Origin of the sequence: Fictibacillus sp. 26RED30, assembly GCF_015903845.1 — a bacterium.
GTDB lineage: Bacteria > Bacillota > Bacilli > Bacillales > Fictibacillaceae > Fictibacillus > Fictibacillus phosphorivorans.
In genome coordinates this window covers 911600-937514 of sequence record NZ_JACZDV010000001.1, presented here as the reverse complement: position 1 = coordinate 937514, position 25915 = coordinate 911600, and the positions used below count along the sequence as shown (strand labels likewise).

Annotated in this window: 27 protein-coding genes; 4 read left to right on the top strand and 23 right to left on the bottom strand. The window is 38.7% G+C overall.

Going from position 1 to position 25915, the window contains the following annotated elements; translation table 11 throughout:
• Positions 1-26 precede the first annotated feature (26 nt).
• From IHV11_RS04660 to IHV11_RS04645, 4 genes are all read right to left on the bottom strand, one after another.
• Positions 27-680, bottom strand: coding sequence for an HAD family hydrolase (locus IHV11_RS04660; protein WP_197193828.1), 654 nt, complete (start codon positions 678-680; stop codon positions 27-29).
• A 102-nt stretch (positions 681-782) separates the two neighbouring features.
• Positions 783-1703, bottom strand: a complete 921-nt coding sequence (locus IHV11_RS04655) for a metal ABC transporter substrate-binding protein (protein ID WP_197193827.1) — start codon at positions 1701-1703, stop codon at positions 783-785.
• A 13-nt stretch (positions 1704-1716) separates the two neighbouring features.
• Positions 1717-2589, bottom strand: coding sequence for a metal ABC transporter permease (locus IHV11_RS04650; protein ID WP_144699028.1), 873 nt, complete (start codon positions 2587-2589; stop codon positions 1717-1719).
• Complete coding sequence (locus IHV11_RS04645; RefSeq protein ID WP_197193826.1) at positions 2586-3335, bottom strand: metal ABC transporter ATP-binding protein; 750 nt, start codon at positions 3333-3335, stop codon at positions 2586-2588. Before IHV11_RS04645 ends, IHV11_RS04650 begins: the two co-directional genes overlap by 4 nt.
• Before the next feature lie 291 nt (positions 3336-3626).
• Between IHV11_RS04645 and IHV11_RS04640 the strand changes: the two genes are divergently transcribed.
• On the top strand, positions 3627-4886 hold the full coding sequence (locus IHV11_RS04640) for an NCS2 family permease (RefSeq protein ID WP_197133148.1): 1260 nt from the start codon (positions 3627-3629) through the stop codon (positions 4884-4886).
• Positions 4887-4986: 100 nt separating this feature from the next.
• On the top strand, positions 4987-5247 hold the full coding sequence (locus tag IHV11_RS04635; RefSeq protein WP_066396234.1) for a DUF2624 domain-containing protein: 261 nt from the start codon (positions 4987-4989) through the stop codon (positions 5245-5247).
• Positions 5248-5303: 56 nt separating this feature from the next.
• Here IHV11_RS04635 and IHV11_RS04630 read toward each other — a convergent pair whose 3' ends face one another.
• Both IHV11_RS04630 and IHV11_RS04625 read right to left on the bottom strand, forming a co-directional pair.
• A complete protein-coding gene (locus IHV11_RS04630) occupies positions 5304-6197 on the bottom strand; it encodes a deoxyribonuclease IV (RefSeq protein WP_197193825.1) in 894 nt (297 codons plus the stop codon).
• A 23-nt stretch (positions 6198-6220) separates the two neighbouring features.
• Positions 6221-7504 (bottom strand): DEAD/DEAH box helicase, encoded by a 1284-nt coding sequence (locus tag IHV11_RS04625; protein WP_066396238.1) that lies wholly within the window; start codon positions 7502-7504, stop codon positions 6221-6223.
• A gap of 175 nt (positions 7505-7679) precedes the next feature.
• Between IHV11_RS04625 and vrrA the strand changes: the two genes are divergently transcribed.
• Together vrrA and IHV11_RS04615 are read left to right on the top strand one after the other, a co-directional pair.
• Positions 7680-8306: a VrrA/YqfQ family protein gene (vrrA, locus tag IHV11_RS04620; RefSeq protein WP_197193824.1), complete on the top strand. Its 627-nt coding sequence runs from the start codon at positions 7680-7682 to the stop codon at positions 8304-8306.
• A 117-nt stretch (positions 8307-8423) separates the two neighbouring features.
• On the top strand, positions 8424-9371 hold the full coding sequence (locus tag IHV11_RS04615) for a 4-hydroxy-3-methylbut-2-enyl diphosphate reductase (protein WP_197193823.1): 948 nt from the start codon (positions 8424-8426) through the stop codon (positions 9369-9371).
• A 57-nt stretch (positions 9372-9428) separates the two neighbouring features.
• On the opposite strand, the gene IHV11_RS04610 is transcribed toward IHV11_RS04615, so the two are convergent.
• The 17 genes from IHV11_RS04610 to IHV11_RS04530 all read right to left on the bottom strand — a co-directional run bounded on the left by IHV11_RS04610 (position 9429) and on the right by IHV11_RS04530 (position 25855).
• Entirely contained in the window at positions 9429-10550 is a 1122-nt protein-coding gene (locus tag IHV11_RS04610) for a Nif3-like dinuclear metal center hexameric protein (protein ID WP_197193822.1), read from the bottom strand.
• The gene (locus IHV11_RS04605) at positions 10547-11248 is read right to left on the bottom strand and encodes a tRNA (adenine(22)-N(1))-methyltransferase (RefSeq protein ID WP_197193821.1); all 702 of its coding nucleotides are present in this window, start codon (positions 11246-11248) and stop codon (positions 10547-10549) included. The genes IHV11_RS04610 and IHV11_RS04605 overlap by 4 nt, the downstream gene beginning before the upstream one ends.
• A gap of 182 nt (positions 11249-11430) precedes the next feature.
• Positions 11431-11775, bottom strand: a complete 345-nt coding sequence (gene cccA, locus IHV11_RS04600) for a cytochrome c550 (protein ID WP_066237583.1) — start codon at positions 11773-11775, stop codon at positions 11431-11433.
• Positions 11776-12015: 240 nt separating this feature from the next.
• Entirely contained in the window at positions 12016-13629 is a 1614-nt protein-coding gene (locus tag IHV11_RS04595; RefSeq protein ID WP_197193820.1) for an AMP-binding protein, read from the bottom strand.
• A 33-nt stretch (positions 13630-13662) separates the two neighbouring features.
• Positions 13663-14802 carry an acyl-CoA dehydrogenase family protein gene (locus IHV11_RS04590; RefSeq protein WP_197193819.1) on the bottom strand — a complete coding sequence of 380 codons (1140 nt, stop codon included), beginning with the start codon at positions 14800-14802 and terminating at the stop codon, positions 13663-13665.
• 253 nt (positions 14803-15055) lie between these two features.
• A complete protein-coding gene (gene rpoD / locus IHV11_RS04585) occupies positions 15056-16186 on the bottom strand; it encodes an RNA polymerase sigma factor RpoD (RefSeq protein WP_066396256.1) in 1131 nt (376 codons plus the stop codon).
• 42 nt (positions 16187-16228) lie between these two features.
• Positions 16229-18037: a DNA primase gene (dnaG, locus tag IHV11_RS04580; RefSeq protein WP_197133170.1), complete on the bottom strand. Its 1809-nt coding sequence runs from the start codon at positions 18035-18037 to the stop codon at positions 16229-16231.
• Between the two features lie 59 nt (positions 18038-18096).
• A complete protein-coding gene (locus IHV11_RS04575) occupies positions 18097-18564 on the bottom strand; it encodes a YaiI/YqxD family protein (RefSeq protein WP_197133173.1) in 468 nt (155 codons plus the stop codon).
• Between the two features lie 185 nt (positions 18565-18749).
• Complete coding sequence (locus IHV11_RS04570; RefSeq protein ID WP_197133175.1) at positions 18750-19565, bottom strand: pyruvate, water dikinase regulatory protein; 816 nt, start codon at positions 19563-19565, stop codon at positions 18750-18752.
• An 18-nt stretch (positions 19566-19583) separates the two neighbouring features.
• Positions 19584-20267, bottom strand: coding sequence for a helix-turn-helix transcriptional regulator (locus IHV11_RS04565; RefSeq protein ID WP_231618303.1), 684 nt, complete (start codon positions 20265-20267; stop codon positions 19584-19586).
• Between the two features lie 67 nt (positions 20268-20334).
• Positions 20335-21078 carry a DNA repair protein RecO gene (recO, locus tag IHV11_RS04560; protein WP_197193818.1) on the bottom strand — a complete coding sequence of 248 codons (744 nt, stop codon included), beginning with the start codon at positions 21076-21078 and terminating at the stop codon, positions 20335-20337.
• Between the two features lie 47 nt (positions 21079-21125).
• Complete coding sequence (locus tag IHV11_RS04555; RefSeq protein ID WP_197133180.1) at positions 21126-21269, bottom strand: YqzL family protein; 144 nt, start codon at positions 21267-21269, stop codon at positions 21126-21128.
• A gap of 311 nt (positions 21270-21580) precedes the next feature.
• Entirely contained in the window at positions 21581-22489 is a 909-nt protein-coding gene (gene era / locus IHV11_RS04550; protein ID WP_197133182.1) for a GTPase Era, read from the bottom strand.
• Positions 22482-22880 carry a cytidine deaminase gene (locus tag IHV11_RS04545; protein WP_197133184.1) on the bottom strand — a complete coding sequence of 133 codons (399 nt, stop codon included), beginning with the start codon at positions 22878-22880 and terminating at the stop codon, positions 22482-22484. The genes era and IHV11_RS04545 overlap by 8 nt, the downstream gene beginning before the upstream one ends.
• Positions 22881-22887: 7 nt before the next feature.
• Positions 22888-23274 (bottom strand): diacylglycerol kinase family protein, encoded by a 387-nt coding sequence (locus IHV11_RS04540; protein ID WP_197133186.1) that lies wholly within the window; start codon positions 23272-23274, stop codon positions 22888-22890.
• Positions 23271-23738 (bottom strand): rRNA maturation RNase YbeY, encoded by a 468-nt coding sequence (gene ybeY / locus IHV11_RS04535; RefSeq protein ID WP_197191450.1) that lies wholly within the window; start codon positions 23736-23738, stop codon positions 23271-23273. Before ybeY ends, IHV11_RS04540 begins: the two co-directional genes overlap by 4 nt.
• A complete protein-coding gene (locus IHV11_RS04530; RefSeq protein WP_197193817.1) occupies positions 23735-25855 on the bottom strand; it encodes an HD family phosphohydrolase in 2121 nt (706 codons plus the stop codon). Before IHV11_RS04530 ends, ybeY begins: the two co-directional genes overlap by 4 nt.
• Positions 25856-25915: the final 60 nt, after the last annotated feature.

Below are 25915 nucleotides of genomic sequence, written 5' to 3'. Positions count from 1 at the left end.
GCTCTGTGAGCATGCTTATACACGTTTTATTCCATTCCTTTTATGAGGTTCCTAACACTGTGCAATAAATCTTTTGGTCTGATGATTTGATCTGCTTCTTTTAGATACTTTTCATCAAGAGTCGTTTCAATAGCTAAGCAATATGCTCCTGCCCTTTTGGCAGATTGTATACCAAGTGGTGCGTTTTCGATAACTAGCCACTCTGATGGCTTGAAGGAATATCGCTCCATAGCTAATAGATAAGGTTCAGGAGATGGTTTCCCTTCTTTTACATCATCTCCAGTAACAATTATATCAAAAGTCACAGGAAGTTTACTTAACACTTCAAAAACAAATTCTTTTCTACTCCCTGTAACGACAGCAATAGGAATCTGCTCCTTACTTAAGGCTCTAAGCGTAGATACAGTTTCTTCTATAAAATCATATTGAGCATGTTTCTTAAAGTAATCTCTTTTTTGTACATATATATCTTCAATCATCTCTTTGTTAACATCAACATTAGAATATTCAAAAACATCTTTAATCGTATTTTTTCCTGGCATTCCTTCTCTTAAGTAAAAGACCAACTCTTCATGATCATAGCCATTTTCATTGAATGCATGACGCCACGCTTCAACATGGTGACGCATCGTGTCTACAATCACACCATCCATATCAAAACAGACTGCTTTTATATTCATACCTTTTTCCACCTTTATTGCAAACTTCACTCTATGTATTATAAAGCATTGTTTAATAAAAACAAAAAGAAGCTGAATCATTTTCAGCTTCTTCATAATGTTTTATTTTAATCCCTCAATAATGGTTTCTGTATTCCATTCCATCATTTTTTTGTAAGTGTCTCCATCTTTACCAGGCTTACCTAGAGAATCGGTAAACACTTTTCCTTTAATAGGTATTCCTGTTTCTTTTGAGACAGTTTCCATACTTCTAGCGTCAACACTTGTTTCAACGAACAGAGCTGGAACGTTTCTTTCTTTTAGAAAATCGACCAAGCTCTTAATCTGCTGTGGTGAACCTTGATTTTCAGAATTAATCTCCCAAACATAAGCCGTTTCCATATTGTAGGCTTCTCCAAAATATTTGAATGCACCTTCACTCGTAGTAAGTACACGTTTCTCTTTAGGAATCTTGTTTAATTCTGAAATGGTTTTGTCATGAAGAGCTTTTAGTTCACCAATATATTTTTCAGCGTTACTTTGATAGTACTCTTTGTTTTCTGGATCTTCTTTCATCAATGCATCTCGAATGTTTTCAACATACTTGATTCCATTCTCAATATTCATCCATGCATGTGGATCATATTGTTTTTCAAGACCTTTAGATTCCAGATGAATCGCATCTACCCCTTCACTAACACGGTAAACTGGTGCATCTTTGCCATCTTTATCAGCTGTTTTCATTAGTTTGTCAAACCAAGAATTTCCTTCTTCGAGATTAAGCCCATTGTAGAATACTGCATCTGCATCCGTTGTTTTTAAAACATCTTCTGGAAGCGGATCATACTCATGTGGATTCGAACCAATAGGTGCTAAACTATGAACTTCTACCTTGTCTCCTCCTACATTCTTAACTAAGTCATAGATGATAGAATAAGTAGCTACGACTTTTACCTTTTCTGAATCTTTTTCACCAGCACTGCATCCTGCTGCAGCCGCTAATAATGCCCCTGCTAAAAAGAGCTTTGATATTCTTTTAAACATACAATCATCCTCCCTATTTCTCTAACAGCTCTAGTCTGTTTTTTCTAGATTTGTGCGCTTTCCAAACGATTCCTTGTGATGGGGAAAAGAAGAACGCTAGTGCAAACAGAAAAGCTGAAACTAAAACGATCGTTGCACCTGATGCCAAGTTATACGTAAAGCTGAAATATAAGCCGAACACCGAAGAAATAACACCTATTAATGCAGACAGATAAATCATCACAGATAATCGATTGGTTAAGAGATAAGCCGTCGCTGCTGGTGTTATCAGCATCGCAACTACTAAAACAATCCCTACCGTTTGCAGCGATGCTACCGTGACCATTGTTAACACTGCCATTAAACAATAATGAATCCATTTGTTTGGCAATCCATAGCTTTGTGCCATTGTTGGATCAAATGTTGAAACGAGGAGCTCTTTGTAAAACAAGACGACAAGACCGATTACTAGTACCCCGATTCCAAGTGTGATCCACATGTCACTCATTCGTACTGCAAGAACGTTACCGAAAAGAATGTGATACAGGTCTGCAGAGCTTTTCATCATCGTAATAATCACGATTCCTACAGCAAACATACTGGTGAACATAATTCCAATCGCCATATCATGTTTGATTCTGCTGTTCTGGCTCACATATCCAATTCCGATTGCTGTAAGAACACCAGTAATAACGGCACCGAAGAAAAAGTTGATTCCTAGCATGTAACTGATCGCAACACCAGGCAACACGGCATGTGAGATCGCATCCCCCATTAAGGCCATGCCTCTTAAAATAATGAAGCATCCAACGATCCCACAAATAATACCTACAACTACTGAGGTAAATAACGCTTTTTGTAAAAATTCATATTGAAATAACGCTTGAAAGAATTCAAAAATACTCATGATGTCACATTCACTCCTTTAGGCTGAAGAAATGAGAACTGATTGGCGTAAGCTTTTGTGATCACCTCTGGCCGAAGAACTTCTTCAGATGCTCCATATTGAATCATATTTTTATTCAAAAGCAGTAAGTGATCGAAATAGGACTCAGCTTTACTCAAATCATGATGTACGACCAAAATGGTTTTTCCCTCTTTTTTCAGATCTCTCAGAATATGAATAATCGTTTCTTCACTCGCAACATCTATTCCAACGAATGGTTCATCAAGAAAGAACAACTCTGCTTTTTGAGCCAGCGCCCTTGCAAGGAATACCCTTTGTTGCTGCCCACCTGATAGTTCTCCGATCTGCCGATTACTGAACGTTTCCATACCTACCGTCTTCAAACATTCATAAGCCCACTCTCTATCACTTTTTGAAGGACGCTTGAATAACCCTAGTTTTGGATACGTTCCAAGCAGGACTACGTCAAATACTGTGATCGGAAAATCCCAATCGATATCTGAACGCTGCGGAACATATGCGATTTTTTTTCTCCATTTTTTAAGCGACTCTCCAAATATAGAAACATCACCTTTATCTTTTGGTATTAAGTTTAAAGCGGCTTTCATCATAGTTGATTTACCAGCACCGTTCGGTCCGATGATTCCCACTAAACTCCCTTGATTCACGGCGAATGATATATCCTTAACTACTTGGTTTCCTAAGTATGAGACATATAAATGATTGATTTTTAATGCCTGTATCATGGAAAAAGACCTCCTTTTTCATTCAGTAACTTTTTTTGCCCAAGCGCAACTTTAATATAAAAAAATAATCCCTTCACAATTGTATGAAATGAATAGAAGGAAAGTGAATATTTTCGGAAGAAGAAAATGTTTCCTGTAGGCAACTTTTTTACTTAAGTCAAATTATATAGTGTGAACACAAGATTGTAAACGATTTTCTCTAGCCATATTTCTACATTTGCTATATAATCAACTCTGGCAGGAAACTGCTGGGTGGGAGAGGGATGTTTTTAAGATTTAAGGAAGGAACAAATGGAACAAAATCAAGTTTCACTAAAGAAAGAAGTGCTTGCAGGGATCACCTCATTTTTCACCATCGCTTATATTATTGTCGTTAATCCGCTAATATTAGCAGATGCTGGGATGCCATATGAGGGGGTAGTTCTCGCTACGATCCTAACTTCTGTAGTTGGATGTCTGATCATGGGGCTGTATGCAAAGGCTCCGATCGTATTAACGCCGGGCATGGGGGTAAACGCGTTCTTCACGTATACCATCGTGCAAGGTATGAATTTAAGTTGGCAGGAAGCTCTTGCTGCTGTCGTGATGTCTGGGATATTCTTTTTAATCGCAGCTTCGACACCTTTAAAGGATATACTTTCAAAAAGTATACCTCAATCATTGAAACATAGCATTACAGTAGGAATCGGGTTATTCTTAACGTTTATTGGATTACAAAAAGGCGGAATCATCGAAGCGAGCTCCGCAACTTTTGTAAAGTTAGGACATTTAGATCGTCCTGATGCTATCCTAACGGTAATTGGTCTTTCGGTCACACTGGCATTGTTTCTAAAAAACGTTAAAGGAAGTTTTTTAATCGGGATTGCTTTAACTACTCTTATTGGATTCTTTATGGGTCATACACAAGAAGTTAAAGGCATGTCTGAAGGATTTTCCTTTAAGCCGTTTGGTGAATTGTTATTCGCATTTGATTTTTCAGGGATAACAGAGCTCTCCTTTTGGATTGCAACGTTCTCATTAACCATGATCATCACATTCGAGAATATGGGATTGTTGTATGGCCTGTTACCTGATCAAGAAAAGTTTCCAAAAGCATTCCAAGCGAATGCTGCTTCATCTATCGTTTCCGGTTTATTTGGAACTAGTCCAACAATCTCAACGGTAGAGAGTGCATCTGGAATTCAAGAAGGCGGAAGAACAGGAATCACAAGTATTACAGTTGCTGTGTTGTTCTTTTTTTCCATGTTTGCAGCACCTTTCATCGCCTATATTCCTGATGGGGCTATCGCTCCTATTTTAATTATCATTGGCGGTTTGATGGTTCAGCAGATTCAGCATATTCCTTTTGCTGACTTTACAGAGATGTTTCCATCATTTCTTATTATTGCGCTGATACCTTTAACGTACAGCATCGTGGATGGCCTTGCATTTGGATTCATCGCATATCCGCTTGTTAAATGGATGTCAGGACAGAAGAAACAGGTTACAGCACCGATGTATGTAATCGCCTTTTTATTCTTTATGAATTTTATTCTTCATACAATTGTATAAAAATATAAACAAAAAGACTTTGGACAATATTCCAAAGTCTTTTTTTAGCACTTTCTTCCCTTCTCCCTCATACAATGAGAAAGTCGGGAGGGATTACTAAATGAATCCAATCATTGTTCATTTTGTAAATCAGAAACTTAATTCGATCAGTCCGAACGAACTGATCTCACTTGCCGCGCAATATCAGCTTCCCATTTCACAAAAAGAAGCCGTACAGATCGTAAACATATTGCGAAGGCAGACAATTGATATCAAAAATCTATCACAGCGTAAGATGATCATTGCTACCATCGCAAAAGAAGTTAGCCCTGAAAAAGCGAACTATATCCAATACTTAATTCAAACCTACATCGATAGGTAACACAAAAAAGCCGCACAGCTGTGCGGCTTTTAAGCTTTTTTACTCAGTCGAGAAATTTATGCGTTCAATAACTTGTTCTGAAGTTCTGGATCGAACGTTTTTGCTTTGATCATTTCGATCTCTAATTGATATGGGGGTTTTTTGTTATTTTTATCTGTACCAACATAAGGTGTTTCAAGAATTTTCGGGATTTCTTTCGTTTGCTCATGATGAACGATGTAATTTAAGGCATCAAACCCGATATGTCCAAAGCCAATGTTTTCATGTCTGTCTTTAGCAGCTCCCGTTACATTCTTGCTGTCATTTATGTGGAAAACTTTAATACGGTCGATTCCAATCAGCTTATCGAACTGATTCATTACTCCATCAAAATCATTAACGATATCATAACCCGCATCATGTGTATGACAAGTATCAAAGCAAACAGAAAGTTTTTCGTTGAGCGTTACACCATCAATAATCTGTGCAAGTTCTTCAAATGTTTTACCGCATTCAGATCCTTTACCTGCCATCGTCTCTAGTGCGATTTGAACATTCTGCTCTTTCGTTAATACTTCATTAAGGCCCTCGATGATTTTCTTAATTCCAATTTCTGAGCCTTCTCCAACATGTGCTCCTGGATGAAGGACGATCTGTTTTGCACCAAGTGCGTCAGTTCGTTCGATCTCTCTTCTTAAGAAATCGACCCCTAGCTCGAAAGTTTCCGGCTTCACAGCATTTCCGATGTTGATGATATAAGGTGCGTGAACTACAATGTCAACAATACCGTTCTCAATCATGTGTTTCGTTCCAGCTTCGATATTAAGGTCTTCAATTTTTTTTCGTCTCGTGTTTTGGGGTGCACCTGTATAGATCATAAATGTGTTGGCACCATATGAAACAGCTTCTTCACTCGCAGCGAGAAGCATTTTTTTACCGCTCATTGAAACGTGAGATCCTAGTTTAATCATATTTTCCCCTCTTCCCTAACCTACTACCTGATGTTTCTTCTTTTCTTTTTCATCAGTTTCTTTTTCTGCTCGTCCATCTTCTTCTTATAACCAGGCTTTACTTTGCGTGGTTTTGGAACATAAACGCCATCCTGCTCTTTTGCACCCGTACTTTTCTTGCTTGGCTTCACAGGTACCCATTCACCGTTCTTATATTGTTCGATGTGGAAAATGATCTTTTTCTCTTTTAATTTTTGAACAGAATGCTGATCTGTTTGCTCGTAAAGAGATGCACAGATTCCGGACATTCCTGCACGGCCCGTTCTTCCTGCTCTATGAATGTAGAAATCAAGATCTTTCGGGAACTCATAGTTGATGATGTGGCTGACACCTTTGATGTCAATTCCTCGAGCTGCAAGATCAGTTGCTACTAAGAACTGAAACTCAGCTTTCTGAACACGTTTCATGATGCTTTTTCTTGTACGAGGCGGAATATCACCATGAAGACGTTCAACACTCATTCCTTCAGCACTCATAGCATCCGCGATCTCATCAACTGCTTTTTTTGTGTTAGCAAATATAATCGCAAAATATGGATTATAGTTTCTTGCTGTTTTGATCAGCGTAGGAAGTTTGTCATTGTGTTTTGCTTGAATAAGAACGTGCTTGATGTCCTTTGCTGTAATATGCTGTGGTTCAACGTGAACATGCTTAGGGTTCTGCATATATTTTTTCAAGAATGGCTGCAGTTTTTCTGGAACAGTGGCAGAGAACACCATCATTTGTAATTCGTTGGCCATACGAGAAGCGATCAGATCTACATCTTCAATAAAGCCCATATCTAGCATCTGATCGGCTTCATCAACTACGAGCATGTTCGCTGTAAAGACAACTAGCTCTTGAGCGTTTACCAAGTCTTTAATACGACCAGGAGTTCCAATCACTAATTGAGGAACTGTTTTCAGTTTTTCAGCCATACGTTTTCTATCCGTTCCACCAACGATTGCTTTTGCGCGGATTTGCTTATCCTCAGGCATATGCTCAGAGATCTTTAGAAACTCGTTGTAGATCTGTTGTGCTAATTCACGAGTAGGAGCTGTAATTACTGCTTGTACCTCGTCTTTTGTGATGTCTATTCTATGCATCAATGGCAGCAGGAAAGCAAATGTCTTTCCTGAACCTGTTTGCGATTGTCCGATCATGTCTTGTCCGTTGATTATTCCAGGAATTACACGCTCTTGAATATCAGTTGGTCTTTCAAATCCAATACCACTTAAAGCGGTCTGGAGCGATTCGTTTATTTTTAACCGTTCAAACGGAGATTTCATACGCTCACCTTTTCTTTTCAAATATAAATTCTTCACTTTTAGTATTATAGAGTAAGTTTTGCATTTAAGCCAACCATCCTGAAGATTAATAAGAAAACAGGGATAAATATCACACATGTTTTTCTTATTTCATATTCTATATATGAGCGTATTATTTTGGAAAGGAGGGGGAATTATGCAGCCTTTTTATAGATATCCAAATCAACCTCAGCATCCTATGCAGCCCTTTCAAGTAAATCCATATCTTCAAAACATGAATGGGATGAATGGTATGCCGCGTCAGATGGGTTCTGTCGACAGGTTCTTGGGGACGATTGGCAGCGGTGGAAGTATAACAGGTGGAACAAGTGTGTTTACGATGTTAAACAACGTGCAAAAGGTCTTAAAAGTCGCTGAGACGATGGGACCTATGATCAAACAATATGGTCCTGCAATGAGAAATCTGCCTTCCATCATGACAGCTCTTAAAGATTTCCAAAGCGGTTCGAGCTCAAAGGCAGAGAATGATACTGAGGCAGATACCTCCGAAAAACCGGAAAACACAGAACAAACGACTGACACCAATGAAAAAAGCGAAGCTAAGAAAAATGTTGTGAAGAAAAATGAAAAGAAAGAAAAAAGAAAACAAGAAACTGAAGAAAAGGTGGTTGTAGCTGGACCTAAGTCTACAAGTACATCCACACCGACCGAGACACCAACTGTTATTAAAAAAACGCCAAATGCTACAAAAACTATTCCAACAGCTCCAAAAACAAACGTACCTAAAGGCTACCACTTATCGGGGCCGAAACTATATGTATGAGTATAGTGTTTGAGTTCTTATGGTCTCTCCTTTATAATAAAAACATACAGAAGTAAATCTCCCAAGACAGCATAGATCTCTGTGCTGTCTTTTATATGGATAAAGGAGAGATCGAATATGGAAATCGTTAAAATATCTCCACGAGGATATTGTTATGGTGTTGTGGACGCGATGGTCATGGCTCGCCAAGCAGCTAATGATCCGACACTGCCTAGACCCATCTATATACTTGGTATGATTGTTCACAATAAACATGTGACAGATGCCTTTGAAGATGAAGGAATCATTACCCTCGATGGTGCGAACAGACTGGATATTATTAAAAATATTGAATCAGGCACGGTTATTTATACCGCTCATGGTGTTTCACCAGAAGTAAGACGGATCGCTCATGAAAAAGGCTTATATGAGATTGATGCTACATGTCCTGATGTTACAAAAACGCATGACCTCATTCGTGAAAAAGAAAAAGAAGGATATGAGATCATCTATATCGGTAAGAAGGGGCACCCTGAACCAGAAGGAGCGATTGGAATCGCACCTCATATCGTACATCTTGTAGAAAATACAGATGATCTAGATTCACTAAACGTGAACAGCGAAAAGATTCTCATTACAAATCAAACGACGATGAGTCAATGGGATGTAGCAGAACTCATCAAAAGATTGCTTATGAAATATCCTTCTGCGGAGGTTCATAAAGAGATCTGTTTAGCCACTCAGGTCAGACAAGAAGCTGTTGCGAACCAAGCAGGTGATTGTGATCTTGTTCTTGTAGTTGGTGACCCTAGAAGTAATAACTCAAATCGGTTAGCTCAAGTTTCAGAGGAAATTGCAGGAACAAAAGCATACCGAATTTCTGATGTATCTGAAATTGAGTTGAGTTGGTTAGAGGGTGTAAAGAAGGTAGGAATTACATCTGGCGCTTCCACACCAACTCCTATAACAAAAGAAGTGATCGATTTCCTAAAAAACTTTGACGATCAAAATGAAGAAACATGGAAAAAAGAACGTAAGGTAACACTTAATCGCATACTTCCAAAAGTTAAAGAGAAAAAGTCATAAAAAAGAAAAGTCGGGTATATCCCGGCTTTTCTTTTTTTGTAAGTGTATGAGTCTAGTCTACATAAAGGTAAAAGGATCTGTGATGATGTTTGATTCTACAACTTCAGTCTCATATTTGTTGGCATCTATTTTTTGTTCAAGTAATTCCTTGAGCTTCCTCTTCATGATCTGTTCGATATGATGTCCCGCGTCTACGATTGTAAGGCCTTCTTCTTGTGCATCATGTGCATTATGGTAATAGATATCTCCTGTTACTAATACATCTGCACCTTTATGAAGAGCTGGATAAATATATTTGTTTCCATCTCCTCCGACTACGGCTACTTTTCTTATCATAGATTTTTTTCCTTTAATAACACGAAGACTCGAAATTCCAAATGCATTTTTTACATGATCAACAAATTCTTGAAGGTTCATCTCTTCAGGAAGCTTTCCGATCTTTCCAATTCCAAGTTCTTCACCTTTGTTAAGTAGCGGATAGAGATCAAACGCTACCTCTTCATAAGGATGCGCTTTTCTCATCGCCGATACAACGGCTTTTTGAAGAGATTGTGGCATGATGGATTCGATCTTCACTTCTTCAACTTTTTCTAATCGCCCTTCTTTACCTATAAAGGGTGACGTTCCTTCTAGTGGAGTAAACGTGCCAGTTCCATCACTAGAAAACGAACAATGGCTGTAATTTCCGATATGACCAGCTCCAGCATTGCCAATGGCAAGTCTTACTTGTTCTTCATGTGTACGAGGTACAAACACAGATAACTTTACGAGTTGATCTTCATAAGTTGTAGACAACACCTCTGTGCTCATTAATTGCAATTGATCAGCCAACCATTCATTCACACCTAGCCTAGTAACATCCAAGTTCGTATGCGCTGCGTAAACCGTAATATCGTTCTTGATTAATTTTTCGATTACTTTTCCTTTTGATGTGCTGATATCAATCTTTTTCAATGGACGGTAAAGCAATGGATGATGAGCAATAATGAGATCTACTTTACCTTCAATCGCTTCATCTACTACACTTTCTAAAACATCAAGTGCGATCATCACTTTTTTTATAGGCTTGTTTAATGAACCAACTTGCAATCCGATAGGGTCACCTTCTACAGCCATCTTTTTAGGTGCGAACCCTTCTAATAGAGAAATGATGTATTGCCCGCTTGCACATTTACTCAAGAAATCCACTCCTCTGCGTGTTTAATGTTTCTTCTTAGTTCTTCTCTTTTTTCTTCTGCTGTTACTCCTGAACTATTTTCCATCTGAGTCAATATCGCATTCCATTGTTTGACTTCCCCAGCCCACTTTTCTTTAAACGCTTCGTTCTGATGTTTTAATAAAAATGGTCCGAATAATAATTCCGCTTCTTTATGTTCTGTATAAGGTTGTTCACCAGAACGTTCAGCTACAAGGATTTCGTAAATCTTACCATCTTCTTTTAAGATTTCTTCAGCGATTAATACCCAATCCTCTTTTAATAGCCACTTTCTCACTGTTTTTGATCCAATATTAGGTTGAAGAATAAGACGTTTTGCACACCCAAACTTATTCTTACCTTTTTCAAGTATAGATGTGATTAAAGACCCGCCCATGCCACAGATTGTGATAACTTCTGCTTCGTCTGGGTTCAGTACTGAAAGTCCATCACCTTTTCTTACTTCGATTACATCGGTCAAGTTATCTAGAACCACCTGTTCTTTCGCTGATAAATAAGGACCGTCAGTAATCTCACCTGCAATTCCTTTTTTTATCACTTTTTTCAGTCCTAAATAACAAGGAAGATAAGCGTGGTCAGAACCGATATCTGCTAAAATTGTGTTTTCAGGTACGTATGAAGCCACTCGCTCTAGTCGATTTGATAATTTTTCTGAATTCATTTTCATCACCGTTTCAATTAGTTTGTTCCTTTTAGTATTCTCAAACTTTTATCATTTTTTGTAAAGAAAGCCTGGTTGACCAAAAAGCATATATAAAAATACTATCGTCTTGTTCATAATTTACTTCTGAATGCACAAAGAAAAAAGCTTCCTGTTATTAATAACAAGAAGCTCTTCTTATTTTATTTTTTTTCTGCTAACCAATCAACTAATATTTTTGCTTCTTCACCTTTAACTAGCCCTGCTGGCATTCCAGATCCTTTACCGTTCTTCACGATATCTGCAATTTCTTCAGGCTTGTACTTGCCGCCAATCTTTTCCAGTGCAGGACCAACATTACCTTCTAAGTTCTGTCCATGACAAGAAGAACAGTTCTGCTTATAGATTGCTTCTGGATCCATAGCAGCCTTTTCTTTATCTTGACTAGCCGTATGAATTTTGTTGATACCATATCCGCCCATTGTAAGCATAAGAACAATTCCAATAACTCCAATAATGGCAAAAGGAATGAGTGGATTACGTTTCATGCAAATTCCTCCTTCATCTGTACACTACAAGTGTTGTGATCTTGATAAACTTAATATGTATAGTAAACAATCCATAACCTATTGTACTGTAAAAGCGTTTACTTGGGAAGTACAAACTCTATTTTTCCCAGTTTTGTCACAGCATTAACTTTTTAAACTTTTTTGCCTAACTTTTGTAGATTCAGTCATTTACTTCATGTGAGAAGGCACAAAAAAACAAAAAAGCCACACTACTGGTGGCTATTCATGCATAACTGAAAGTGCCTCAATCGCTTGTTCTCGAAGCTTAAATTTTTGTACTTTTCCAGAAGCCGTCATCGGATATTGATCAAGAAAGAGATAATATTCTGGAATCTTAAAGTGAGAAATCTTTCCTTTACAATAACTCTTCAATTCATCTTCAGAAAGTGTATGACCTTCTTTTAACTGGATGCATGCTGCTACTTTTTCTCCAAATTTTTTATCCGGAACACCAATCACTTGGACATCTAAAATGGAAGGATGAGAATAGAGAAACTCTTCGACTTCTCTCGGATATACGTTCTCACCGCCACGTATGATCATATCTTTTAGGCGGCCTGTAATTCTAAAGTAACCTTCTTTATCAACAGTCGCGAGATCTCCCGTATGAAGCCATCCATCTCTATCAATCGCTTCGTCCGTTGCTTCAGGCATCTTATAATAGCCTTTCATAACATGGTAACCTCTTGTACAAAGTTCTCCTTGTTCACCATGGTTCACTTCTTGATTTGTTATCGGATCGACCACTTTTGCTTCTACTTGAGAATGCTTCTTTCCAACCGTTTCTACTCTGCGCTCTATCGGATCATCTGTTCTCGTTTGCGTGATAACAGGGGATGACTCTGTTTGGCCGTAGGCAATCGTAATCTCGGACATTCCCATCTTCTCGATCACTTTCTTCATGACTTCAATCGGACAAGGTGACCCCGCCATGATTCCTGTCCGAAGTGTGCCTAGATCATAAGAATCAAAATCAGAAAGGTTCAGTTCTGCGATGAACATTGTAGGGACTCCATGCAACCCTGTACACTTTTCGTTTTGAACTGTCTCTAAAACTTCCTGTGGATCAAATTGCACGATTGGTACCATCGTAGCTCCCACTGAAACTGCTGCAAGGGTACCTAATACACAGCCGAAGCAATGAAAGAACGGTACAGGTATGCACAATCGATCTGCATTCGTTAAGTTCATGCTGTCCGCGATCTGCCTAGCGTTATTTACAATATTGTAATGAGTCAGCATGACCCCTTTCGGAAATCCTGTAGTACCTGACGTGTACTGCATATTGATGACGTCATCACAGTGAAGAGAGGCTTCTCTTATTTCAAGCTCTTCATCTGATATAACATTTCCTGCTTCCAACATATCTAAAAAAGTCTCATAAGAAGATGATTCCGCATCTAGTTGAATAAAATGTTTTAATACAGGAAATTCAGATGATCGGTCTCTCACAGAGTCCACCATATCTTTGTAAGATGTAGTACGGAATTGTTCGATAAAGAATAAAGCTTTTGCATCAGACTGCTTCAACAAGTAATCTAATTCAGAAGATTGATAATTCGTGTTGACCGTGACGAGAACAGCACCAGCACGTGCAGAACCGAACTGAAGCAGCAGCCACTCGGGTACATTGGTAGCCCAAACTGCTATATGATCTCCTTTTTCAATCCCCATAGCCATCAAGCCTTTGGCAACTTTAGTCGTTAATTCATAAAATTCTTGATAGGTGTAGCGAATTCCTAGTTTGCTGTAAACCATAGCTTCTTGATCCTTAAGTTCTAACGCTTGTTTTCTTAAACAATCCCCTACAGTTACTTTCATTAGTTCAGCCATAATTCACCCCATCGCTTGATCTCTTAATGAATGTTAGCAGCCAATTTCTCTTGCAATAACGATACGTTGGATTTCTGATGTACCTTCTCCAATCTCAAGAAGTTTAGCGTCTCTGAAATAACGTTCCACATGATAATCTCTCATGTAGCCGTTACCACCATGAATTTGAACAGATTCAGAACAAATCTGCATACATGCCTCTGATGCATATAATTTTGCCATCGAAGCTTCTTTTGAGAACTTCTTACCCTGGTCTTTAAGCCATGCCGCTTTGTATACCATTAATCTGGCAAGTTCAATCTTCATGGCCATATCTGCTAGCTTGAATTGAATAGCTTGGAACTTTGAAATCGATCTTCCAAATTGTTTGCGCTCTTTCGAATACGTTAGAGCCCTCTCGTAGGCCGCCTGTGCAATTCCAACAGCCATTGCTCCTATACCTATTCTTCCTCCATCCAATGTCACCAGGAACTGTTTAAAGCCGTCTCCGCGCTTTCCTAAAAGATTTTCTTCAGGCACTCTTACATCTTCCATAAAAAGTTCCGTAGTATTAGAAGAGTGAAGACCCATCTTCTCGTAATTATCGATAACACGGAATCCTTTAGCATCTGTAGGTACGATAATAGCTGAGATTTCTTTATCGTTACCATTTCTATCTGTAATAGCTGTTAATGCTAAGTGCTTAGCATAACTCGCATTTGTGATATAGCATTTTGAGCCATTAATCACCCATTCACCATTTTCCGTTTTCGCAGTTGTTTCTGTGCCACCTGCATCTGAACCCGCATTTGGTTCTGTTAATCCGAATGCTCCAAGAGAGTCTCCTGTACAGATTGGCGTTAGATACTTTTCTTTTTGTTCGTGAGTACCAAATAGATTTAATGGAGCTCCACCTAAAGAAACATGTGCAGAATATGTAATTCCAGTAGATCCACAAGCGCGGCTCAGCTCTTCTACAGCAATCGCAAAACTTATCGTATCAGCTCCGCCCCCACCGTATTCTTCGGGAAAAGGCAGACCCATCATTCCTAATTTAGAAAGCTTTTGAAAAATCTCTACCGGGAATTCTTTATTTTTATCTCTTGCTTCAGCACCCGGTGCTACCACTTCATCTGCAAATTCTCTCATCATTTTTTGAATCATCAACTGCTCTTCTGTTAATGTAAAATTCATGGTTGCATCCCACCTCTTAATAAATTTACGCCTCAAATTTGTATGCGCTTACATGTTTATTATAGATATAAAGGCTGAATTTTTACAAGATTTAAAGAATTTTTAATTTAATATTAAGGAGAATAAGCAAGCAACAAAAAGAATTTCGTAGAAAACAGTATCACAAAATGAGTTTTTGATGAGTTTGCATTGAGGTGGAATAATAAGTAAAATAAAAGAAATAAAAAAGCTTGCCCAGATTTGGGCAAACTTTCTATTCTAAAAAGTCTTTTAATCGTTTACTTCTGCTTGGATGGCGGAGTTTACGGAGTGCCTTTGCTTCAATCTGACGAATACGTTCACGCGTAACGCCAAACACTTTACCTACTTCTTCGAGGGTGCGAGTACGTCCGTCATCAAGCCCGAAACGCAGACGAAGAACATTTTCTTCTCGATCTGTTAGTGTATCAAGAACATCTTCAAGCTGTTCTTTTAATAGCTCATAGGCAGCAGCTTCTGAAGGTGCTAATGCATCCTGATCTTCAATGAAATCACCAAGATGAGAATCGTCTTCTTCACCAATAGGTGTTTCTAAAGAGACTGGCTCTTGAGCAATCTTCAGTATTTCACGAACCTTTTCTGGTGTTAGTTCCATTTCAGCACCGATCTCTTCTGGAGATGGCTCACGTCCAAGATCTTGAAGCAGCTGGCGTTGAACACGAATCAGTTTATTAATCGTCTCAACCATATGAACTGGAATACGAATTGTACGAGCTTGGTCAGCAATCGCACGCGTGATCGCCTGACGAATCCACCATGTTGCATACGTACTAAATTTAAATCCTTTATCATAGTCGAACTTTTCAACAGCTTTGATCAATCCCATGTTACCTTCTTGGATAAGATCAAGGAACAGCATTCCACGACCAACATAACGTTTTGCAATACTTACAACGAGTCGTAAGTTAGCTTCTGCAAGACGGCGTTTAGCTTCTTCATCACCGTTCTCAATACGTTTTGCTAGTTCGATCTCTTCGTCTGCTGAAAGTAAGTCTACACGACCGATTTCTTTTAAGTACATACGAACTGGATCGTTGATCTTAACTCCTGGCGGTACGCTTAAGTCATTAAGATCGAATTCTTCTTCCTCTTTTTCCATTTCGAACTTAGGATCTTCTTCGTCTTCTGCATCCTCAGATGCTTCAGCAACTTCAACACCTTGTTCTTCAAGGTATGAATAGAACTCATCCATTTGATCAGAATCTTGTTCAAAAGGTGCCAGCTTACTTGTGATTTCTGTATATGTTAGCCGTCCTCGCTTCTTACCGGCCTCAACTAATTGTTCTTTAACTTGATCGATGGTTAATTCGCCTTCCGTTCCTTGACGGTTTGGTTTCTCAGCCATTCGATCCCCTCCTTCCAAAACTTCAACCATCCTACATCCCGATTATTTAAGAGATCTTTTCATTCTCATAATTTCTTGGGCAATTTGGGCTGCCAGTTTTATTTCATTCCTTCTTATTGCGTCTTCTTGCTGCTTTTCTTTTTCTTGTATCTCCCGCAATAAAGGATAGCTAGAAATAATACGAATATAATCTGCGAGCTCTATTTCATTCAGCTCTTCACTGATTGTAAGCATCGCCAATTCTGAAGCTAATTTTCGTAATTTGTCATCATCGATACGCTGCATGAACAACCCTACATTGGGTTTATTTCCCTCTTCATAAAAGGCATATAAGTATGCAGCAATCGCGTTATGTTCTTCAACATTAAAGCCTGAATCCAACTTTTCCTGAATTAGAAAAGCGGCTTCCTCACTTTTTAACATATGTGCAAGAACAATACGTTCAGCATTCAGATTTCTAGGCAACAATGACTTTTGCAAAAGTGTTTGTATTCTAAAATTATTATCCCGCTTTTTAGGGCCGTTATCCTTAGACCTTTGCAGTTGCTTGAAAGTCTGTGTTTGCTGTTGTTTAAGAGCATCTAATGACAGATTAAATTCAGAAGCGATCTGTCGGAGATAATGATCTCGTTCAACCGCTTTTGGCAGACGCGCAATTTCTTGGATAATCTCTTCGATATAGATCATCCGTTCTCCTTCATCCCGAAGGTTTTTACCGCGCCTGTAATATTGTATTTTAAATGCCATCACAGTTAGGCTAGCCCCTATTATATCTTTTAAAAACGAATCGTTTCCAAATTGGGAAATATAGTCATCGGGGTCCATTCCATCAGGCATCTGTGAGATCTTCACGGTGCAGCCTTGTTTTGTTAAGATTTCTGAAGCTCTAAACGCCGCTTCGACTCCTGCTCGGTCTGAGTCATAGCAGATTGTGACAGACTGAACATTTCGTTTCAAAATGGCTGCATGATCTTCGGTCAGCGAAGTACCTAATGTAGCAACACCATTTGTAACACCTGCTCTATACGCTGCAATCGTATCGACATAACCCTCAAAGATGACAGCATGCTGTTTCTGTCTCATCTCGGCACGTGCAAGGTTTAAACCATAAAGAGTTCTTCCTTTCTGGAAGATCTTCGATTCCGGACTGTTTAAATACTTTGGCTCGTCCTTTCCGTCTAAAACACGGCCGCCAAAAGCAACAACTGCACCTGTACGGTCCCAAATCGGAAACATGACCCGATTTCTAAATCGATCGTACGGTTTTCCATCAGATTGTCTCTTTCCAATCAACCCGACTTTTTCAGCGATGTGTAGATCCATTCCTCGCTTTTGAAGAAATTGTGATGCGGTCTCCCATGAATCTGGGGCAAAACCAATCTGGAACCGCTCTATGGATTCTCTTGTGAATCCTCTTTTCTCCAAATACTCTAAAGCTGGTCTTCCTTGCTTTGTGTGAAGTAAGCAGTGATGATACAATTTAGCCAACAACTCATGAATCTCAGTCATCGCTCTTTTCTCGTCAGAGCTTTTTTCGGAGAAGTTTTGCTGATGAATTTGAGGAAGTTCAATGTCACTCTTTTTGCCTAGCTGCGTTACAGCTTCAATAAAAGTGTACCCTTCAATGTTCATTAAAAAGGAAAAAACATTGCCTCCCGCTCCACAACCGAAACAATGGTAAATCTGTTTGTCAGGTGAGACAGAAAAGGATGGCGATTTCTCCCCATGAAAAGGGCAAAGACCAAAATAATTTCTGCCTTGTTTCTTAAGAGGAACATAATCGCTGATCACGTCAACAATATCGTTAGAAGACCTGACCTTCTCAATTAAATCCTCAGGTATACGTTCCATATTACCACCACAGAATCTCTGATTCTTTTAGACACTAGATATATATTCGTTGCACAATTCTATTTTCCTTCAACATTCGACAGGATTTCGCAAAAAACTGTACAGAATCTTTCTGTGTCCTCTTTTTTAAATTTAGCAGGTCCTTTTGAGTGCTTGCCAGAACGTCTAGCTTTTGCTGACATATAACGATCATGCAGCACTTGCTCCATTTCATTCTCTTGAAACTGTTTCCCTCTTGGGGTGATAACGTAAACCCCTTTTGACAAAAGAAGACTCGCGAGGGCATGATCTTGAGTCACAACAAGATCATTTCTTTTGGAATGATTATGTATGTAAAGATCAACTTCTTCAGGACTTGCATCAACCAATATCCAGCGACCAGGCTGGTCCGTGTTACTCGCGTGAGCGTAAGATGTAACGAATATTGGTTCAAAGACAAACATTTTGGAGAACTTGAATATTTCTTCCTTTATCACAACAGGACAAGCATCTGCATCTACAAATACATTACCAATTAATTTTTCCATATTCTTATGTTCTACTTTTACAGTGATTCTCCTTTATATGAGAGCATTTGTTTAAAATTAACATACTCAATTTATCACTATTTTGGACAAACTTATAAAATTTAATCACAATGTAATATTATAATAAAAGTCTCGCTGTTTTACCAGTAAAATGATGAAAATAAAAAAGCGCAATCATTTGCGCTTTATTTATATGACTTTCCTTGGAACAAGTTATAGATCACATTTGCAGATTCTTCGACCGCTTTATTGGAGACCTCAACCACTCTGCATCCAATTTGATCAACGATCTTGTTAAAGTAGACGAGTTCTTGCTTGATTCTTTCCATGTTAGCGTAGTTCGCTTCAGAGTTTAAACCAAGCGCTTTCAAACGTTCTCTACGTATGTCGTTTAATTTTTCAGGTGTAATCTTAAGACCGAAGCATTTGTTTGGTGATACTTTAAACAATTCTTCCGGGGGTTCTACTTCTGGTACGATGGGTACATTTGCCACCTTTAAGCGTTTATGTGCTAAGTATTGCGATAGTGGTGTTTTTGAAGTTCTTGACACACCGATTAAAACAACATCAGCTTTTAGAATTCCTCTAGGATCTCTGCCATCATCATATTTAACAGCAAACTCAATAGCTTCTACTTTTCGAAAGTAATCATCATCCAGTTTATGCACGACTCCGGGTTCATATCTCGGAACTTGATTCAGCCGAGATTGCAGCTGATTCATAATCGGACCCATGATATCCACTGTAGGGATGTTGTGCAATGCCGCCTGCTTAGCAACGTATTCACTTATTTCAGGCACTACAAGGGTAAAAGCTATGATCCCGTTATGGTCCTTCGCTAATGAGATGACCTCATCAATCGTCTCTTTATCCTCAACATAGGGTACTCTCTTAATCTCTATTCCATTTGAATTAAATTGGCTCGCGGCCGCTTTAACAACCAACTCTGCCGTTTCTCCGACTGAATCGGAAACGACATATACGATAGGACGTCCTGTCATGTTGGCCTCCCCATTCAATTATAGTAATTCGTCATGTGCTAGTTCTACAAAAGCCTTCGTGATATTTGTCTTTGTAATTCTTCCTACAACATCAAAACCACTCTCATCGTCTGAGCGTTTAACTACTGGAAGACAATCTATCTGTTTTCTGATCAAGATGTGTGCGATATCTAATAGATAATCATCTTTAAAACAATATGTGATATTAGGCATCCTAGTCATTATAATGTTAATCGGGATACTATTGATCTCTTGTTTTCCCATACTTGCTCTTAATAAATCTTTTCGTGACGCTACGCCAGCAAGATGCCCATTCTTATTGATGATAAATAAAGTTCCAACATCCTCCAAAAACATCGTACAGATAGCTTCATACACCGTAGCTGAATCTTGTACGACCACAGGCATCGATGTAAATTCAGCAACTTTGATCTTTTTTATTTTTTCTGTTAAAAGCTGCGAACCCGTCTTCCCGGTATAAAAATAACCGACTCTTGGCCTTGCATCCAGATAACCTGCCATCGTTAGAATAGCAAGATCGGGTCTAAGTGTAGCTCTTGTTAAATCTAGTTGATCTGCAATTTGTTCTCCTGTAATAGGTCCGTTATCTTTAACAATCTCAATGATTTTTTGCTGCCTCTTATTAAGTTCGATCGTGTACACCACCTTTTGCCGCATCCAATGTGTTATACTTATTCTCATTATTATAACCTATTCATTGGAGAAAGCGAACTAAAAAAACTGTAAAGAATAAAAGCTTCACAGTTTTTCACGATAAATCATCTAATTGTTTCAGAAACTTCTTTGATTTTAGAAATACCCCTGAGTATTCGTCCATGTAGGCGTCAAATAACATTCGAAGCTCTCTCTTCGTTTCCTTTTTTAAGGAGACATTTCCAAGCCTTGCAAGATCCAAGTGATAAAACATATGAAGCAGCTTTACCGAACCCCTTGAGATTCGCATCCTGTAAGGATCTTTGTATGAACACCTTTCACAAAGAAAACCTCCTTCTCTAATCGAGAAAGAAAAATCGCCTTCTGTTGAGTGACATGAAACACATTTACTCAGTTCAGGTACGATTCCACTTGTTTTCATTATTTTTATTTCAAATAAAAAAGTGATAACTTCGGGATCAATACCATGATTGATATATTCTAAGGATTGTTTGATCCATCCGAAAAGGTCTGGTTTCAGATCATCCTCAGATGTGTTTCTATCTAATAGTTCTACTAAGTAAGCTGCATAAGCTGTCTTAACTAGATCTTCTCCTATTTTTCTGAAAGAGGACAGCGCCTCACCTTGCTGTAAAGTTCCAAGCCCTCTGCCTTTTTGAAAAACAAAAATTCCGTATGTAAAAAGCTGCGTAATGGAAGTAAAGCGGCTTTTGGGCTTTTTGGCTCCTCTTGCCATTACGCCTACTTTCCCAAATTCTTTTGTATACAAAGTAATGATCGTATTGGATTCACCATACGGAACGGTTTTAATGACGATTCCTTCCACTTTATAAAGCAAGGTAAATCACCACCCTCTCAAATCTAAGAAGGCACCGTAGTTACTTTTTAATGAAATGGAGGTTCCTCAAGAGACTCTTCGTAAGGAATAACTGCTGATAATGCTGTTATTTCAAGGTCTAGCTCTTTGTATAACAAATAGGTATCAATACTGCCCGTTTCACAGAATACTTTCCAAGTAAATTCTTTCATGTTTGGACACACCTTTCTATTTGTTTTTCTCCTGTAATAACTAGGTTCACCTTAATTGTTTATTTCATGTCAAGGAAATTTTAACAGTTTTATACTTTTGAGTTTTCGCAGTGGGGCATTCTTGTAAGTGGTTGTTTTCCGTTTCAGGTACTCGCTTTCCGGGGGGCGTGCGGTGAGCCACCTTGACGCTTTGCGCCCTAAGCCGCCCTAAGGTGTCTCACCTGTCACACTCATCCCCCAGGAGTCTCGCACCTTTCACTCCAAACAACTATTCAAAGACGAACTACAAACCCATTTAAAGTAACTGCTGTTTAATACTCATCCTCATTAAAACCGAACTCGGTTAGCTGCTTTTGGCGGTTTCTCCAGTCGTTTTGTACTTTTACGTACAATTCTAAGAAGACACGTGAGCCTAAGAGAGTTTCAATGTCTGCTCTTGCTCTTTTTCCGATCTCTTTTAGCATCTTTCCTTGTTTACCGATGATGATTCCTTTTTGAGACGAACGTTCTACAATGATCGTTGCGTTTACAAACACAACGTTCTTTTCTTCGCGTTCTTTCATCTCCTCTATGACTACTGCTACGGAGTGTGGAATTTCTTCGCGTGTCAAATGAAGAACTTTCTCGCGAATTAATTCTGCTGTTATAAATCGCTCCGGATGATCGGTTACCTGGTCTTCAGGGTAAAATTGCGGCCCTTCTTCCATGTAGGAAACGATCTGTTCAAGAAGTGTGTCCACATTGTTTCCATTAAGAGCAGAAATCGGAACAACTTCAGCAACGTCTAGCTTATTTCTATACATATCAATCAACGGCAATAATTGATCAGGATGTACTTTATCGATTTTATTTATGACTAAAAAGACAGGATTTTTCACATTTTGAAGTCTGTCGATAATGAACTGGTCACCACGGCCATAACCTTCTTCTGCATTAATAACAAACAGGATAAGGTCGACTTCATTTAAAGTTTGCTGAGCCGTTCTTGTCATAAAATCGCCTAGCTTATGCTTAGGTTTATGAATACCTGGCGTATCAATAAAGATGACTTGAGATTCATCAGTTGTATAAACCGCTTGAATCTTATTTCTTGTTGTTTGAGGCTTGTCACTCATTATGGCGATTTTCTGTCCGATCACTTTGTTTAAAAGTGTGGATTTCCCTACGTTAGGTCTGCCGATAATCGTTACAAAACCTGATTTATAGCCTTCTTTAATCATTTAGGTCCTCCGGTGAGAATGCACCAGGCAATAAATCTTTTACTAAGATCTCCTGTACATCACCTTTAAGGTTCGTTAAATAAACAGGCATTTCAGGCGGACATAACTCAGAGATAACTTGTCGGCATGCTCCACAAGGAGGTACAGGACGCTTCGTATCTGCTACAACAGCGATCGCGCTGAACTTCGTGTCACCTTCTGTATACGCTTTAAATAATGCCGTACGTTCGGCACAGCACGTTAAGCTGTACGCGGCGTTCTCAATATTCGCTCCGTTATATACTTTACCTTCAACCGTTAGTAGAGCTGCACCTACTTGAAACTTAGAGTAAGGTACGTAAGCCTTTTCACGTGCGAGTTTCGCTTGATCCATCAATTGTTCTTTATTCATTACTCTTTCACCTTCTTAACAAATATAGCTTCATACTATCTATCAGTGGTTCAATAAATAGCAGTATACCGATTATAACAGCAAATATTGAAAAAACCAAAACTGCACCTGCTGCTGCGTCTTTTGCCTTCTTCGCGAGGGGATGTTTTTTCTCTGTTATGAGATCGATCGTGCTCTCTATCGCTGTATTTACAAGCTCAAGCGATAGTACAATGCCGATTACAATAAATAAAAGGACGAATCTCTCTTTAGAAAAATCAAGTGCAATCGCGAAAATAATCACGATTACACTCACAAAGGTGTGGATTCTAAAATTTTGTTCCGATTTAAAGGTTGCGATTATTCCTGTAAAAGCAAAAACAAAACTTGAGAACAACTTTTTCCAAGCGATCATCTCTTCAGACCATATTGCTCCAAAATTTCTTCTTGTCTTCCAAACATTCTTTTTTCATCTTCATCGTTCATATGGTCATAGCCTAATAAATGCAAGAAGCCGTGAACGGCAAGAAAGCCCATTTCTCTTTCAAGTGAGTGTCCGTATTCTGCCGCTTGTTCCTTCGCAACATCAAGACAGATGATGATATCACCTAAGAACCTCGTCTCTTCTCCACCGATGATCTCTGTCTCATCTTCACCCATTTCTTCCATAGCAAAAGAAATAACATCCGTTACACTATCTTTTTGTCTGTACTCATTGTTTATTTCTTGAATTCGTTCTTTCGTCACGATTGTTACTGATACTTCCGCTTGCCCTGTCTCTTCCATCTCTGCCGCTTTTTCAAGAACGTTACTTAATAACTCTTGAAATTCGGAGCTGTTTTCGTCAATCTCGTTTAAATACTCTACATGTAGCATCATTGTTTTTCCACCTTTTTTGTTTCTTCTGGATACTCAATTCTGGAATGAAAAATTCCTTTTAACGTTTCTGTAAGTGTTTTTGCAACGATGTCTAATTCTTTTAGCGTGATATCACATTCATCGAACTGACCATCTTCTAGCCTGTCATTAATAATTTTTCGAATGATCCCATCAATTTTAACAGGTGTTGGTTTCGTCAACGATCGAACTGCCGCTTCTACAGCATCAGAGATCCCGATGATTGCAACTTCTTTCGTTTGAGCTTTTGGTCCAGGATATCGGAAGTCCGATTCTGCTACTTCCTTATCTGTTAGCTGAGCTGCTTTATGATAAAAGAATTTTAGCAGGGTCGTTCCATGGTGCTGTTCAGCGATATCAATAATCTCTTTTGGAATCTTTTCTGCCCGGAGCATGTCAGCCCCATCATATGGGTGTGCCGTAATGATGGTCTTACTTAACTGTGGTGCTATCTTATCATGCGGGTTGTCCATATTCATCTGATTTTCAATAAAAAAATGCGGCCGTTTTGTTTTCCCGACGTCGTGGTAATAAGAACCAACTCTAGCTAGTAAACCGTTAGCACCAATAGACTCGCATGCCGCTTCTGAAAGGTTGGCGACCATGATGCTATGGTGATACGTCCCAGGTGCTTCCATGAGCACTTTTCTTAAAATTGGGTGGTTAGGATTCGAGAGCTCGATTAACTTTGTCACAGATAAAATGTTAAACGATGATTCTATGACCGGAAGAAGTCCTAGTGTTAACACAGCTGAAACAAAACCTGAAATGGCTGCACAACCAAGATCTAGCCCAATCTGCAGAGAAGTGAATTTTCCGTTTTGCAGCAATAACACACTCGCTACTGTTAGGATGGCTATAAAAGAAACAAAAAATCCAGCTTGCAAGATTTTCGAACGTTGTTGTGTCTTTCCTAAAAATACGATTCCTGAAATGCCGTTAAATAAAACATACATACTCATTATGAAATTAAAATTACCAGCTGTTTGTTCGTTAAATATCAATGCTGCACTAAACGCAAAGATAATCGTAGACACGACTGCAAGCTCTTCATTAAACAACATCTTGATCATCATCGCTCCTGCCGCGACAGGGACAGCATACATGAGACTCATTAGACCAAGTTCTGTACTAACACTCAATACTTTCATCACAACGAGTGTTAAGGTGAACAGGAGAGCATAGATGGTTACATACTTACGAAAATGCTCTTTCTCACGCTCTTCTTTCATAAAATAATATAAACCAGCCATCACGATCAATACAAAAAGGAATAATCCGTAATAAGGATACGTTTTCATTTCCTGATCTAATAATCCAACCTTTTTGAGTCTATCAAAGATTTCAGGCGTGATTACTGCCCCGCTTTTAACGAGAACTTCTCCTTCTCGAATTACAACTTCTTCTACTTTGTCGCTCGCTTCTTTACGTTTTTGACGTGTTTTCTCTGTATCTAACGTTCTGTTGGCGATGATAAAACTTCTCGTAATTTCTTCAGTTGCATTTCGAAGAGAATAAGGTAGATTGTTATCGCGTATTAATTGAATAGCTTCGCTTCTTGCTTCTTCCACTTCTTCGACCATGATAGGCTCTGATAAAACTCTGTTCACTACATCAGGAGCTAAATTCTTCACATTGGTTAATTCCGCTTTACTGGCTTCAGCGAGTGCTATATACGTTTCATCAGATATATCAGATTTATTGATTGAATCTTTTAATTGGATGACTTTCTGATCTAAAGAAAGAGTAGCCTCATCTTCTTTTTTCTTTTTTTCTTCAGATTCGTTAATGGTTATCACGATATCAAGTAAGTCATCCAATTCTTCTGCCTGTATTAAAGCGAGGTCTTTATTAAACGTATACTCATTTTTAATACTTTCTTCAGCGAGCTTCTTTCTGGCTTCTGTCTGATCTTCTAACGGGATTGTGATAGGTGATTGAATGTCCCGTGGTGAACGCTCATAAACGTTAACATCCACTACATTAGGAGTTACGTTGCTGACTAAAAGGGAAAATAGAATGATTCCCATTACTATAAACGATACTGTTGCTACACTCAAACGAAAGTAATTAGACAAAAGATGCCTGAAATTGGCCAAACGCTACCACTCCTTAAACTGTACATCCTATTCTAATCTTAGCAAAAGTTGGTCAATTAT

Coding starts and splice junctions, on each gene's coding strand:
- cccA (WP_066237583.1), bottom strand. CDS start 11,775: ATGAAACGTAATCCACTCATTCCTTTTGCCATTATTGGAGTTATTGGA.
- IHV11_RS04660 (WP_197193828.1), bottom strand. CDS start 680: ATGAATATAAAAGCAGTCTGTTTTGATATGGATGGTGTGATTGTAGAC.
- ybeY (WP_197191450.1), bottom strand. CDS start 23,738: ATGATGCTACATGTAGAGTATTTAAACGAGATTGACGAAAACAGCTCC.
- IHV11_RS04565 (WP_231618303.1), bottom strand. CDS start 20,267: ATGAGAATAAGTATAACACATTGGATGCGGCAAAAGGTGGTGTACACG.
- IHV11_RS04615 (WP_197193823.1), top strand. CDS start 8,424: ATGGAAATCGTTAAAATATCTCCACGAGGATATTGTTATGGTGTTGTG.
- vrrA (WP_197193824.1), top strand. CDS start 7,680: ATGCAGCCTTTTTATAGATATCCAAATCAACCTCAGCATCCTATGCAG.
- IHV11_RS04545 (WP_197133184.1), bottom strand. CDS start 22,880: ATGAATAAAGAACAATTGATGGATCAAGCGAAACTCGCACGTGAAAAG.
- IHV11_RS04595 (WP_197193820.1), bottom strand. CDS start 13,629: ATGGCTGAACTAATGAAAGTAACTGTAGGGGATTGTTTAAGAAAACAA.
- IHV11_RS04635 (WP_066396234.1), top strand. CDS start 4,987: ATGAATCCAATCATTGTTCATTTTGTAAATCAGAAACTTAATTCGATC.
- IHV11_RS04655 (WP_197193827.1), bottom strand. CDS start 1,703: ATGTTTAAAAGAATATCAAAGCTCTTTTTAGCAGGGGCATTATTAGCG.
- IHV11_RS04575 (WP_197133173.1), bottom strand. CDS start 18,564: ATGGAAAAATTAATTGGTAATGTATTTGTAGATGCAGATGCTTGTCCT.
- IHV11_RS04640 (WP_197133148.1), top strand. CDS start 3,627: ATGGAACAAAATCAAGTTTCACTAAAGAAAGAAGTGCTTGCAGGGATC.
- IHV11_RS04650 (WP_144699028.1), bottom strand. CDS start 2,589: ATGAGTATTTTTGAATTCTTTCAAGCGTTATTTCAATATGAATTTTTA.
- IHV11_RS04630 (WP_197193825.1), bottom strand. CDS start 6,197: ATGATTAAACTAGGATCTCACGTTTCAATGAGCGGTAAAAAAATGCTT.
- era (WP_197133182.1), bottom strand. CDS start 22,489: ATGATTAAAGAAGGCTATAAATCAGGTTTTGTAACGATTATCGGCAGA.
- dnaG (WP_197133170.1), bottom strand. CDS start 18,037: ATGGAACGTATACCTGAGGATTTAATTGAGAAGGTCAGGTCTTCTAAC.
- IHV11_RS04605 (WP_197193821.1), bottom strand. CDS start 11,248: ATGAATTCAGAAAAATTATCAAATCGACTAGAGCGAGTGGCTTCATAC.
- IHV11_RS04540 (WP_197133186.1), bottom strand. CDS start 23,274: ATGATCGCTTGGAAAAAGTTGTTCTCAAGTTTTGTTTTTGCTTTTACA.
- IHV11_RS04625 (WP_066396238.1), bottom strand. CDS start 7,504: ATGAAATCTCCGTTTGAACGGTTAAAAATAAACGAATCGCTCCAGACC.
- IHV11_RS04555 (WP_197133180.1), bottom strand. CDS start 21,269: ATGAAAGAATTTACTTGGAAAGTATTCTGTGAAACGGGCAGTATTGAT.
- IHV11_RS04590 (WP_197193819.1), bottom strand. CDS start 14,802: ATGAATTTTACATTAACAGAAGAGCAGTTGATGATTCAAAAAATGATG.
- IHV11_RS04645 (WP_197193826.1), bottom strand. CDS start 3,335: ATGATACAGGCATTAAAAATCAATCATTTATATGTCTCATACTTAGGA.
- IHV11_RS04570 (WP_197133175.1), bottom strand. CDS start 19,565: ATGACAGGACGTCCTATCGTATATGTCGTTTCCGATTCAGTCGGAGAA.
- rpoD (WP_066396256.1), bottom strand. CDS start 16,186: ATGGCTGAGAAACCAAACCGTCAAGGAACGGAAGGCGAATTAACCATC.